We start from the raw sequence: 12,888 nt of genomic DNA on the forward strand, positions 1-12,888 counted from the left end.
GTGCGGGGAGCGGAGTTCAATTCTTCCTGGCGAACTTGGTTGCGGCAACGAGCAATTGGGGCCACCGAGTGGTTTGCGACGATAGGCCGTCAATATCCCTGCTCTATCCCTGCCCAGTCCTCGCGTCGGCGACCCCTGGGTCACGCTTGCACGGCAAGGACCAGCGGCAACACCCCCGGTGCGCCGGCCCGGCGGAGGACACGCGCGGCCATCGCCAACGTCCATCCGGTCTCCGTCGCATCGTCCACGAGCAGCACGGGACCGCCCGCGTCCCGGAGCGCGTCGGCCAGCGCGGGCGGGACGGCGAGAGCCCCGTCGAGCGCCTTGAGCCGCTGCGCGCTGTTGCTGCGGGAGACCTGCGAGACCTCACCCGTGTACTCCAGCGATCCCAGCAGCGGCAGCCGGCCGACCTCCGCGATCCGGGCGCCCAGCGACTGGATCAACTGAGGGTGGGTCCGCGAGGCCATGGTCACGACACCGACCGGACGCGGCTGCGCGTCGGGTCCTCCCGAGGCCCAGCCGCCCGGCCCCTTCGCCCAGTCGGCCAGTACGCCGACCACGGCCTGCGCGACATCGTCCGGCACCGGCCCGTCCGGGGCCTGGGGTGAGAGCATCGGCCGCAGCCGGTTTCCCCAGCCGATGTCCGACAGCCGTCCCAGGGCGCGCCCCGGAGTGAACTGCTCCCCTGCAGGGATACGTCCCTTCAAGTCCACGCCGACCGCGGGCAGGCCCGTCGGCCACATCTTCCGCGGCTCGACCTCGACGCCGGCACGACCGAGCTCGCCCCGGGCGGCTTCCAGCGCCGTGGCAGAAACCGCCTCGGTGAACCGCGGCCCCGCGCAGTTGTCGCAGCGCCCGCACGGCGCCGCGCCCTCGTCGTCCAGCTGCCGCCGCAGGAACTCCATCCGGCAGCCGGTCGTCGTGACGTAGTCCCGCATCGCCTGCTGCTCCGTCGACCGCTGCTTGGCGACCCAGGCATAGCGCTCGCCGTCGTACGTCCAAGGAGTGCCCGTCGAGATCCAGCCGCCCTGGACGCGCCGCACCGCACCGTCCACGTCGAGGACCTTGAGCATTGTCTCCAGCCGGGAGCGGCGCAGTTCAACCAGCGGTTCGAGGGCCGGCAGCGAGAGGGGCCTTCCTGCCGCGCCCAGCACGTCCAGGGTGCGGCGGACCTGCTCCTCGGGCGGGAACGCGATCGAGGCGAAGTACTGCCAGATCGCCTGGTCCTCCTTGCCCGGCAGCAGCAGCACCTCGGCATGCTCCACACCGCGGCCCGCGCGTCCCACCTGCTGGTAGTACGCGATGGGGGAGGAAGGCGACCCGAGGTGCACCACGAAGCCGAGGTCGGGCTTGTCGAAACCCATGCCCAGAGCGGACGTGGCGACCAGGGCCTTGACCCGGTTGGCGAGCAGGTCCTCCTCGGCCTGCTGCCGGTCCGCGTTCTCCGTTTTTCCGGTGTACGAGGTGACGGTGTGGCCGCTTTGCCGCAGGAAAGCGGTGACTTCCTCGGCGGCGGCCACCGTGAGCGTGTAGATGATGCCCGACCCCGGCAGGTCGTTGAGGTGCTCGGCCAGCCAGGCCATCCGGTTCGCCGCGTCCGGCAGTTGCAGCACCCCGAGACTCAGGCTCTCCCGGTCCAGAGGCCCGCGCAGGACAAGTGCGTCCGTGCTGCCGCCGGTGCCCAGTTGCTCGGCCACGTCGGCCGTCACGCGCGCGTTGGCCGTCGCCGTGGTGGCCAGGACGGGAACGCCGGAGGGGAGGTCGGCGAGCATGGTGCGCAGTCGGCGGTAATCGGGCCGGAAGTCATGTCCCCAGTCCGAGATGCAGTGCGCCTCGTCGACCACGAGCAGGCCGGTCGCTGCGGACAGTCTCGGCAGGACCTGGTCGCGGAAGTCCGGATTGTTGAGCCGCTCCGGACTCACCAGGAGGACATCGACCTTGCCCGCGGCCACCTCTTCCTGGATGGTGTCCCACTCCTCGGTGTTGGACGAGTTGATCGTGCGCGCGTGGATGCCGGCCCGGGCGGCCGCCTCCACCTGGTTGCGCATGAGCGCGAGGAGCGGGGACACGATGACGGTGGGACCGGCCCCCTGCTCGCGCAGCAGCGCTGTCGCGACGAAATACACCGCGGACTTGCCCCAGCCGGTGCGCTGGACGACCAGAGCTCTCCGCTTGTCGGCGACCAGCGCCTCGATGGCACGCCACTGATCCTCGCGGAGCCGGGCCTTCTCCGCCGGTGCGCCGACCAGCCGGGCGAGGACGGCATCGGCCGCGGTGCGGAGGTCTTCGTTGGCCGTGGGGCGTGGATCGTCGTTGCTCATGGCCCCATGCAACCCGATGGGTCGGACATAGCGCGAACGAGCAGGCCGGCCTGTGGACAAGCCCTGTCATGCCCATGGTCATGGTTATCCACAGGTCGCAGCGGGAATTTCGGATCCGCGGGATGGTCACGGCATGACGAATCACAGCGAAACGACTGGTACGTCCGGTGACGGTGACATCAGCGAGCGCGGTATGCAGGGGCCGAGCGCTGCCGGCCGGCCCGCCGACGGATTCTCCGGCCTGGCTTCCGGAGCCGGCGAGCGGGGCCGGGGAGACAGCTACGCGGACTACCGGGGTTGTCCTGGATATCCGGACGATGCGGATGCCTCTGACTTCACCGGGGACGAAGAGGCCATGGGGCTCACCGATCCGGCGGAGTCCGACGGCGGCCTCGGGGAGGCGCCGTCACGAACGTACGAGCAGCCCGACGAGTTCTTCGAGAGCCTCGGGCGCGACGGTTCCCCGGCAAGCGCGGGGGGCTGCGTGCCCGGGGGAGTGACGGACAGCGACTCCGGGGGAGGTGTCCGCGGGCACGGAGAGTCCGCCGCGCGACCAAGCCCTCCGGAACCCCTCACCTTGATGGGACACGGGACGGTCGCGGGTCCGTCCGGTGGCCAGCAGGTGACGCTGCGGACGCCGGCTGAACTGGCCGACGCGCTGCCGTATCTGCTCGGCTATCGCCCGGAGGACAGCATTGTCCTCGTCGCCCTGCACGACCGGGAGTGGCGCGGACGGTTCGGAGGGCGAGCGCGGCTCGGCATCCCGGGCCAGACCGACGACTGGCCGTCCGTGGCACAGCAGTTGGCAAGGGGGCTGGTGACAGGCAGCGAGCGCAGGGGTGCCCGGCCCGAGAGCATGGTCGCCTATCTGTGTCAGGAACCGCGCAGCGGCGAGACGGGGCGGGACGTCATGGAGCGCCTGCGGCCACTCGCGCACTTGCTGCGCACGGCTTGCGGCAGCCTCGACGTCCCCGTGGTCGAAGCCCTGTGCATTTCAGGGGGCCGCTTCTGGTCGTACTGCTGCCCGAGCGAGGACTGCTGTTCGCCGCAGGGTGAGTCGATGGGGCTGCCGGGCACCTCCGTTCTGGCCGCCGCCGCGACTTACGCGGGCCTCCAAGTGCGGGGAAGTCTGCGCGAGTTCAGGGCGAGGCTCGCTCCGTGGGAGACGGCCGCAGCCCTGGAACAGGAAGCCGCACTCGACGCCGCGAGCATGGACCTCGTCCCCCGGATCCTGGAGGCGGAAAGCCGAGCGGAAGTGGCAGAGGAGGCACTCGGACTGGCCCGGAGGCTCATGGGCCGACTCGCGGAGGTACCTCCCGTCTCCGGCACACTCCAGTCCGACCTCCGCGACGACGAGCTGCTTGGCCACGACGAAGCGGCCACCCTTGTCCTCGCCCTCCAGGACCGCACCACCCGCGACCGCGCGGCCGAGTGGATGGAGGGCGACGACGCGGGACCGGCGCTGCGTCTTTGGCGCACGCTGGCCCGCCGCTGCGTCGGCCCGTACGGCGAACATGCCGCGGCGCCGCTGACCCTCGCCGGATGGGTCGCATGGTCGTCCGGCGACGAACTGGAGGCCCGGGAGGCGCTGGCCATGGCGCTGGGCGCGGATCCCAGCTATCTCTTCGCTCGTCTCCTGCACCAGGCGTGCAACGAGGGCCTGGACCCGGAGTCGATTCGCCGTTGTCTGCGAGCGGAGCGCATCGGTCGTGCCGAGGAGCATGTCGACCTGCCGGATGCGGCCTGCCGTCCGGCCGAGCGCGGCGACCTGTCGGGTGTGGCCCGCCGGCCGGCCGAACACGTTGACCTGTCGAATGCGGCCCGCCCTTCGACTGAACACGTCGATCCATCGGATGCGGCCCGTCGTCCGGCCGAAAGGGACACCTGCAAGCCGACGAGCTCCGGCCGGTCCGCAGCGGCCCCGCAGCCGTCGGGCGCAGGTTCCCGTCGTCGCCGAAGGGTCCGTGGCGCCGCCGCCGGCACCCACCCGTCCCGTCGTACTCCGGGAAGTGCGACCGCCCCTGCTCCGGGAACTCCGGTCGCCCGCCGGCATCGTCCCGTCGACGGGACATCGCCGGCCGGGGAGGGCCCGGGCCGTGCGGACGAGGGATCGAAGGGGCGATCGCCGGTTCGTCGCCGGAGCGCACGGCCTGGTACGGGGGAGGGCACATGAGGGCCGGCGTGGTGGCGGGGAGGTATGGCGTGCCGCCACTGCGTCCGCAGGCTCTGCCGCACCCCGCGGGTTGTGGCGGGGAGGAATGACGTGCCGCCACTGCACCCGCAGGCCCCGCCGCGCCCCCGCCATTCGGTCGGCTTCCCCGCTCCGGGGCGTGACCCCCGGCAGGCCCGTTCCGTTCACCTGAGTGGCGGAACCCGGGGCCGGGCCGAGCCGCCGTACTTCCCACGACCCTCCGGAGCTGTCCATCCGGCGCCGAGTGCACCCAAGGCGTACCGAGCGCAGAAGAAGCCGCCCATGCCCCTGCCCACCCCGTCCTCCACCCCCGACGACGACCGCTCGGCCTGGCACGGGCCTGCGCACGCCTCCGCGCGCTCGAGCGATCCGCCACGCCCTCTCCAGGATGCGGACAGACCGACCGCTCAACAGGCCGGCGGAGCCGGGCTCCCGGCTCCGCACACCGACAGGCCCGGCCCGTTGACTCGGCAGCCAGGCGCAAGTGGCGCGGCCGCCGTGAACCCGCCGCTTGCCATGCCCCGCAGGGCGGTGGATCTGCCGCCCGCGCACACGGCGCTGATCTGTGTCGCCCTTCCGGGACTGGCGATCTCCACGGACCAGGGGCAGTTGACCGGCCGGGGACTGGACGGGTTCTACCGTGGCGGACGGCGTCTGCTCTCCCGCTGCCAGGTGCGCGTGGCAGGGCGGGAACCGCTTGCCCTGCAGGCCAGGATGGTCGCAGCCGACCGGGCCCGATTCGTGGGGACCGTACGGGTGTCGCCCGACAGTGGCCCCGACCCGGACGTGGTCGTCGAGCGGACCAGATGCGCGGACGGCACGGAGCGGATCACGTTGCGCAGTGCCTCCCTTCGCCCGCTGCGGCTGCCCGTCGAGGTGGCCCTCGGTACGGATCTGGCGGAACTCGCATCGGTCGCCTCCGGCACTGCGGGACCCGAACTGTCCGCCAGCGTGCACGACTCCGGACTGCGCTGGTCCAGCACCACGGGCCACTCGGCAGTCACCGCCGATCCGCCGCCCACCGACGCCCTGGCCTCCGCGGGCCTGCTGCGCTGGGAGATCGAACTACCGCCCGGAGGCACGCGAAGCGTGGAGCTTCGCGTACGGCAGGACGGCCCAGGGCTCGGAAGAGCGGTGGGGCGTGGTGCGGTGTGTCCATTGGCGCAGGCCCGGGCCACAGGGGACGACCCCCGAGTCCAGGCGCTCCTGGACACATGCGTCGAGGACCTCCAGGCCTTGCTGCTGCGCGACCCCGGGCACCCGTCCGACATGCACCTCGCGGCAGGGGCTCCGTGGCGCTGTGGAATGGCCCCGGCCGAGGCGCTCGCAGCGGCGCGGATGACGTTGCCGCTCGGCACCCGGCTCGCGGCGGGCACCCTGCGAACCCTTGCACGTACCCAACTCACCGGCTCCGCTGCGCAGTCCGGCATGATCCCGGGCCCGCGCCGTGACGCGGGCCCGCATCTGCCGCCGGGCTGCACGGCGACCGAGGCGACCCTCCTCTTCCCCGCACTCCTGGCCGAGGCCAGGCGGTGGGGGCTTCCGGAACAGGACACCGAGGAGTTGCTGCCCGCGGCTGAGCGCTGCCTCGGATGGCTGCTGGCTACCACCGGCGACGGCACCCTTCTGCCCGACCCGCACCCCGGCGGGCCCGTGCGCTGCGAGACACAGGCCCACGCCCACCGTGCCGCGCTCCTGGGCGCCGATCTGCTCGACGCGTACGGCAGACCGGGCGGGTCCGAGCTGCGGCACTGGGCCCAGGAGCTGCGCGGTGCCTTTCAGGAGGACTTCTGGGTCGAGGACCTGGGCGGTGGCAGGCCCGCCGCCGCCCGAGCGCCGGACGGACGCCCCCTGACCCACCTCGGCGCGGGAGCGGTCCACCTCCTCGACACCGGCCTGCTCGGCGCGGGATCACTGGCACCGGGGCTGCTCGACAAGGTGCAGACCGAGCAGCTGGCCCGGTTGTTCGGTGGGCCTGGGATGGACTCGGGCTGGGGGCTGCGGAGCCTGGGTGCGAAGGAGGCCGCGTACAACCCCTTCGGGCATCGCGGTGGTGCCGTGCGGATCCAGGAGACGGCGGTCGCGGTCGCGGGACTGTCCGCCTCCGGCTTCGAGAAGGAAGCGACCTCACTGCTGCGAGGCGTCCTGGCAGCCGCTGAGGCCTTCGGTCACAGGCTGCCCGAGATGTACGCGGGAGAGCAGCGCACAGAAGGCGGTGCCCCGCTGCCGCACCCGGCGGCCTGCCGGCCGGCCGCCACCGCCGCGGCCGCCGGAGTGCTGCTCCTGACCACCCTCGCCGGGATCCGCCCCGACGCCCCGGCCGGGACGGTGACCCTGCGCCCCGTCGGCAGCGCACCCCTGGGCGAGCTCGGGCTCACGGGACTACGGGTCGCGGGCGCCCCCTTCTCCGTACGCGTCGGCCGGCTCGGCCTCGCCATGGTCGAGGAGGCGGCCGACGGACTGCAGCTGGGGGTGTGACGAGGTGTGTGACCAGGCGTGACGGCTGCGGGCCCAGGTCCGGCGGACGGCCGTGAACGCCTGACCGGACAGAAGTGGATCAGCCATGGATGCGGCCGGCGAAGGGAGTGTTTATCGTCAGGCAGACGACTATGATCGCGGCATGCCCTACGACCCGTCGGCCTTTCCGCCCTTTGCCGTGACCGTGGACCTGGTCGTGCTGACCGTGCGTCGCCATGCCCTGTGTGCGCTGGCGGTAAGGAGGGGCGAGCAGCCGTTCCAGGGAAGGTGGGCACTGCCCGGTGGCTTCGTGCGGGAGGACGAAGATCTGTCGCAGGCTGCAGCGCGCGAACTGGCCGAGGAGACCGGCCTGTGCGCCCATGACCCGTCGGCCCCCACGCAGGACAACGGTGCACACCTGGAGCAGCTCGCGACCTACGGCGATCCCAAGCGTGACCCGCGGATGCGGGTCGTCAGCGTCGCTCATCTCGCTCTGGCCCCGGACCTGCCGGCCCCCCGGGCGGGCGGGGACGCCAAGAGCGCGCGCTGGGCGCCGGTCGAGGAGCTGTTGCAGCAGGGCGGGTACGGCCGCGACGGAGAGCAGGCGGCACCGCTCGCCTTCGATCATGCGCAGATCCTGTCGGACGGTGTGGAGCGCGCCCGGTCCAAGATCGAGTACTCGTCGCTGGCCACGGCGTTCTGCCCCACCGAGTTCACTGTCGGGGAACTGCGCCGGGTGTACGAGGCCGTATGGGGAGTGGCGCTGGACCCGCGCAACTTTCACCGCAAGGTGACGGGCACGCCGGGCTTCCTCGTGCCTACGGGGGGTACGACCACCCGTCAGGGCGGCCGTCCCGCGCAGCTCTTCCGGGCCGGTGGTGCCACGTTGCTGAACCCACCGATGCTGCGCCCCGAGGTCTGACTCCGGGTCGGTCGGTGCGGGCCTGCCCGGTCGTGGGCGGGCGGCCGGCAGCGAGGCGGAGAGCCGAGGTCCGGCACTGCATCGGGGCGTAGCGGCGAGCGAGGCCAGGACAGGCCTGAGGCATGTCTCAAGGTGCCCGGAAAAACGGGAATATCGCGCTATCTTGCTTCGAGTGATCCAGGCCATCGGACTGACCAGCAACTCTCGCAAGGAGCTACCGCCCGCCCTCGACGACGTGTCGTTCGACGCGCACGCGGGCCATGTCACGGCGCTCCTCGGAGCCCAGGGCGCGGGCAAGACGACGGCGCTGAAGCTCATGCTCGAACTCCAACAGGGCCGTGGAATCACCTACTTCCGCGGGCGCCCCCTGCACCGCATCGCTCACCCGTCCCGCGAGGTGGGCGTCATGCTCGGCGACGTGCCGGGCCATCCGGCCCGTACCGTGCGCGGTCAACTCCGCATGGTGTGCGCCGCCGTCGGTGTCCCCGTGCGCCGCGCCGACGAAGTCCTCGAGGTCGTGGGACTGGTCAGCCTGCGCGACGAACGCCTGGGCACGCTCTCTCGCGGGATGGACCGTCGCCTGGGCCTCGCGTGCGCGCTGCTGTCCGACCCGCACACTCTCGTGCTGGACGACCCCACCCGCGGTCTCGCCGCGCGCGAAGGCCACTGGCTGCACGGGATCCTGCGGGCACACGCCCAGCAGGGCGGCACCGTGCTGTTCACCACCGACGACCCGAAGGAGGCCGCCGGGGTCGCCGACCGGGTCGTCACGCTGGAGAAGGGCAGGCTCGTGGCCGACCAGGAGGCCACCGACTTCGCCCGCACCCGGCTGCGCCCCCGGGTCGCCGTACGCAGCCCGTACGCCGCCCGGCTCGGCGCCCTGCTCACCAAGGAGGCCCGGACCGGCCGGCGCTCGGTGGAGGTCGTACGCGAGGACGGCAACCGCCTGTCCGTGTACGGCAGCACCTGTGCCGACGTCGGCGAGACGGCCTTCCGGCACGGCATCCTCGTACACCAACTGGCCGAAGAAACCGGTGACATGGGGCCGCGGAGTGCGCCGCCGGGGGCCGAGCAGGGAGGCGATGAGCAGCGACCGGTCGAGACGTTGGCCGGGGACGACCTGTCGCCCCTGCCGCCCCCCATCAGCGTCCGGCCGGCACCCAGCCCGCTGCGGCCGCTGCGCTATGAGCTGCGCCGCGCCGCGGGAGTCGGCACCGGCTACCTCACCGCGGCCGCCGTGCTGGTCGCCTCGGCGCTTCTCTCCGTCCTGCTGGCCAGAATCGGCCACACGCCACAGGCTCGTCTCCTCGCCGCGTGGCCGCGGGAGTTTCCGCTGCCGCCCGCCGCGCTCGGTGCGGGACTGCTCGGCGCGATCGCCTTCGGGGACGAATTCCGTCATCCCGCCCTGGCTGTGGACCGCGGCACCGTGCCCCGCCGCCTGGGCCTTCTCGCGGCCAAACTGCTGGTCTCCGCCGCGACCGGGCTGCTGCTGGCCATTCTCACCGTGGGCTGCGACCTGGAGATGCTCTATCTCGTATACGGACGGGAGCTCACGGAAGTTCCCGAGGACTGGCTTGCGCTGGGCGCGAGTTGGCTCGGACTCGTCGTGGGGTGTGCCTGGGCGGGCGTACTGGCGGCGGGCATCTTCCGGTCGACGTCGGCCGGGCTGGCGGCCGTACTCGCGGTCCCGATCCTCGTCGTACCCCTCGTACAGAAGGCCGTGGAGGGGCCGTCTGTACGGACTGCGGCCGGGTTCTCCCTGCGGCTGCGCGAGCTGCTGCTGGTGCAGTGGCCGTTCGGAGGAGGGCGTTATCTGGCCGCCGGTGCACGGGTCGTCGTCCAACCTGTGGGCGGCGCGCTGACGTTGTCGCTGACCGCTCTGCTCTGCGCATATCTGCTCACGACCCTGCGTAGCAGGGTCCGATGACGACCGTCCGCACCCTTCCGATCCGCAGCTGCGCACAACTCCCCGGAGAACGGCCATTTCTTTCCGATAAGGCGTCAATTGCGACGGGGTGAGCGATCACCCTTTCGTGTGCTTTTCACCAAAGACCTCAAGGGAGTTGAACGGGGCGCCGACAAAGGATCCGTGAGTACCCTTGCGCACACCATGATGACCGCCGCCCGCTCCGCAGACTCCGGCCTGGCCGGCCCGGGCGAACTCGACCGCTACCCCTTCGCCGACGCACCCGGTGCGGACCGCGTCGGCGTCCCCGCCTGGGAGAGCGGGGACTCCGAGCTGGGCCGCGTGGGCCGCCGCGCCGCGGGCAGCCGTGGCCGCGGACTCCACGGCCAACTCGTTCAACAGCTGGGTCAGATGATCGTCTCCGGCGACCTGGGGGCGGACCGCCCCCTCGTGCCCGAGGAGATCGGCCAGCGATTCGAGGTGTCCCGTACCGTCGTCCGCGAGTCGCTCCGTGTACTGGAGGCGAAAGGCCTCGTCAGCGCCCGGCCCAATGTCGGCACGCGCGTGCGCCCTGTCAGTGACTGGAATCTCCTCGACCCGGACATCATCGAATGGCGGGCATACGGGCCGCAGCGCGACGACCAGCGCCGTGAGCTCAGCGAGCTGCGCTGGACGATCGAGCCGCTCGCCGCGCGTCTGGCCGCGGGCCACGGGCGCGAGGATGTGCAGCAGCGCCTCGGTGACATGGTCGAGATCATGGGGCACGCCATGAGCCAGGGCGACGCGCTGACCTTCTCCCGCGCCGACGCGGAGTACCACTCCCTGCTCATCCAGCTCGCGGGCAACCGGATGCTGGAGCACCTCTCCGGCATCGTCTCCTCCGCCCTGCACGTCTCCGGCGGCCCCATCACCGGCTGCGACCGCCCGACCGAGATCTCCCTGGCGCACCACGCCAGGATCGCCGACGCCCTCGGCGCGGGCGACGGAGCCGCGGCCGAGACGGCCATGCGCCAACTGCTCACCATCCACCCCGAGGTGGAGCGCGTGGTGCCCGCCCCGCGCGAGCACTGACCGCGTACCGAGGGCGGCGCGGAGGGGGCGAGGGCCCTCGCGTGGCATCGCTTGGCCGGCGCAGCATCTCCCGCCGGACCCCGTCGGATCCCCTGGGATCGACGGGGTCCGGCGGTGCGATGCGGTCCAGAGCCCCCAGACTGACCATGTCTGACCATATCTGGGCGCTTTTGAGCGCTTACGGGGTGTGACTCGGGCCACGCAGATTGGGCGTAACGCTCCTCGGAACAACGCGATGACCTAAGAGGTGACAGCCGAGGAGGGAATACGGACGCCGTTTACGGCGCTGTGCATCCTCCCGGCCCTTGCCCGCGCCGTCGGCCCATCCCCAAGTCGGCGGTCGTCGGCTCCTGTCCACAGTGGACGGGGCCGGAAGCCGTTTTCCAACGTTCCGAGAGGTTGTTCGTGTCGGCCAGCACATCCCGTACGCTCCCGCCGGAGATCGCCGAGTCCGTCTCTGTCATGGCGCTCATCGAGCGGGGAAAGGCTGAGGGGCAGATCGCCGGCGATGACGTGCGTCGGGCCTTCGAAGCTGACCAGATTCCGGCCACTCAGTGGAAGAACGTACTGCGCAGCCTCAACCAGATCCTCGAGGAAGAGGGTGTGACGCTGATGGTCAGTGCCGCGGAGCCCAAGCGCACCCGCAAGAGCGTCGCAGCGAAGAGTCCGGCCAAGCGCACCGCCACCAAGACGGTCGCGGCCAAGACGGTGACCGCCAAGAAGGCCACCGCCACCGCCGCCCCGGCAGTGCCCGCCGCCGACGAACCGGCTGAGGACGCCGCCACCAAGACGGTCGCCGCCAAGAAGGCGACCGCCAAGAAGACGGTCGCGAAGAAGACCGTCGCCAAGAAGACGGCGGCCAAGAAGACCACCGCCAAGAAGGACGACGAGCACGTCGACGACGAGGCGGCCGAGGAGACCCCGGGAGCCGTCAAGCCGGGCGAGGAGGAAGAGGAAGGCGCCGAGAACAAGGGCTTCGTCCTCTCCGACGACGACGAGGACGACGCCCCGGCCCAGCAGGTCGCCGTGGCCGGTGCCACCGCCGACCCGGTCAAGGACTACCTCAAGCAGATCGGCAAGGTCCCGCTGCTCAACGCCGAGCAGGAGGTGGAGCTCGCCAAGCGCATCGAGGCCGGTCTGTTCGCCGAGGACAAGCTGGCCAACGCCGACAAGCTCGCCCCCAAGCTCAAGCGCGAGCTGGAGATCATCGCCGAGGACGGCCGCCGCGCAAAGAACCACCTCCTGGAGGCCAACCTCCGTCTGGTGGTCTCCCTGGCCAAGCGCTACACCGGCCGCGGCATGCTCTTCCTGGACCTCATCCAGGAGGGAAACCTCGGTCTGATCCGCGCGGTCGAGAAGTTCGACTACACCAAGGGCTACAAGTTCTCCACGTACGCCACCTGGTGGATCCGTCAGGCGATCACCCGCGCCATGGCCGACCAGGCCCGCACCATCCGTATCCCGGTGCACATGGTCGAGGTCATCAACAAGCTCGCGCGCGTGCAGCGCCAGATGCTCCAGGACCTGGGCCGTGAGCCCACCCCGGAGGAGCTGGCCAAGGAGCTCGACATGACCCCTGAGAAGGTCATCGAGGTCCAGAAGTACGGTCGCGAGCCCATCTCGCTGCACACCCCTCTGGGTGAGGACGGCGACAGCGAGTTCGGTGACCTCATCGAGGACTCCGAGGCGGTCGTCCCGGCCGACGCGGTCAGCTTCACGCTCCTCCAGGAGCAGCTGCACTCCGTTCTCGACACCCTGTCCGAGCGCGAGGCGGGCGTCGTCTCGATGCGCTTCGGTCTCACCGACGGTCAGCCGAAGACCCTCGACGAGATCGGCAAGGTGTACGGCGTGACGCGTGAGCGGATCCGCCAGATCGAGTCGAAGACGATGTCGAAGCTGCGTCACCCGTCGCGCTCGCAGGTGCTGCGCGACTACCTCGACTAGGGGGCCGACCGCTCGGCCGCATCAGGTCGTACGTCATCGAGGGCCCGACTCCCGCAGGGGAGTCGGGCCCTCGACG

At 71.4% G+C, this 12,888-nt stretch carries 7 protein-coding genes; 6 read left to right on the forward strand and 1 reads right to left on the reverse strand.

Annotated elements, in window-relative coordinates:
- Nucleotides 1–140 precede the first annotated feature (140 nt).
- Nucleotides 141–2,321 carry a RecQ family ATP-dependent DNA helicase gene (locus ACFVYF_RS32170; protein WP_389461074.1) on the reverse strand — a complete coding sequence of 727 codons (2,181 nt, stop codon included), beginning with the start codon at nt 2,319–2,321 and terminating at the stop codon, nt 141–143.
- A gap of 133 nt (nt 2,322–2,454) precedes the next feature.
- Here ACFVYF_RS32170 and ACFVYF_RS32175 point away from each other — a divergent pair, with 133 nt between their 5' ends.
- The 6 genes from ACFVYF_RS32175 (at nt 2,455) to ACFVYF_RS32200 (ending at nt 12,812) form a co-directional block, all read left to right on the forward strand.
- Complete coding sequence (locus ACFVYF_RS32175) at nt 2,455–4,494, forward strand: DUF4192 domain-containing protein (RefSeq protein ID WP_389461076.1); 2,040 nt, start codon at nt 2,455–2,457, stop codon at nt 4,492–4,494.
- Between the two features lie 534 nt (nt 4,495–5,028).
- Nucleotides 5,029–6,990 carry a glycogen debranching N-terminal domain-containing protein gene (locus tag ACFVYF_RS32180; RefSeq protein WP_389461176.1) on the forward strand — a complete coding sequence of 654 codons (1,962 nt, stop codon included), beginning with the start codon at nt 5,029–5,031 and terminating at the stop codon, nt 6,988–6,990.
- A 142-nt stretch (nt 6,991–7,132) separates the two neighbouring features.
- Nucleotides 7,133–7,891 (forward strand): NUDIX domain-containing protein, encoded by a 759-nt coding sequence (locus tag ACFVYF_RS32185; RefSeq protein ID WP_383288889.1) that lies wholly within the window; start codon nt 7,133–7,135, stop codon nt 7,889–7,891.
- Nucleotides 7,892–8,063: 172 nt separating this feature from the next.
- Nucleotides 8,064–9,818, forward strand: a complete 1,755-nt coding sequence (locus ACFVYF_RS32190; protein WP_389461078.1) for an ATP-binding cassette domain-containing protein — start codon at nt 8,064–8,066, stop codon at nt 9,816–9,818.
- Between the two features lie 162 nt (nt 9,819–9,980).
- The gene (locus ACFVYF_RS32195) at nt 9,981–10,868 is read left to right on the forward strand and encodes a FadR/GntR family transcriptional regulator (protein ID WP_389461079.1); all 888 of its coding nucleotides are present in this window, start codon (nt 9,981–9,983) and stop codon (nt 10,866–10,868) included.
- Between the two features lie 405 nt (nt 10,869–11,273).
- Nucleotides 11,274–12,812 carry an RNA polymerase sigma factor gene (locus ACFVYF_RS32200; protein ID WP_389461081.1) on the forward strand — a complete coding sequence of 513 codons (1,539 nt, stop codon included), beginning with the start codon at nt 11,274–11,276 and terminating at the stop codon, nt 12,810–12,812.
- Nucleotides 12,813–12,888: the final 76 nt, after the last annotated feature.

Source organism: Streptomyces sp. NPDC058274 (genome assembly GCF_042881375.1).
Classification (GTDB): Bacteria; Actinomycetota; Actinomycetes; order Streptomycetales; family Streptomycetaceae; genus Streptomyces.

Excerpts from the sequence above, each read along its gene's own strand:
- ACFVYF_RS32185 (WP_383288889.1), top strand. The coding sequence starts at position 7,133 with ATGCCCTACGACCCGTCGGCCTTTCCGCCCTTTGCCGTGACCGTGGAC.
- ACFVYF_RS32175 (WP_389461076.1), top strand. The coding sequence starts at position 2,455 with ATGACGAATCACAGCGAAACGACTGGTACGTCCGGTGACGGTGACATC.
- ACFVYF_RS32170 (WP_389461074.1), bottom strand. The coding sequence starts at position 2,321 with ATGAGCAACGACGATCCACGCCCCACGGCCAACGAAGACCTCCGCACC.
- ACFVYF_RS32180 (WP_389461176.1), top strand. The coding sequence starts at position 5,029 with ATGCCCCGCAGGGCGGTGGATCTGCCGCCCGCGCACACGGCGCTGATC.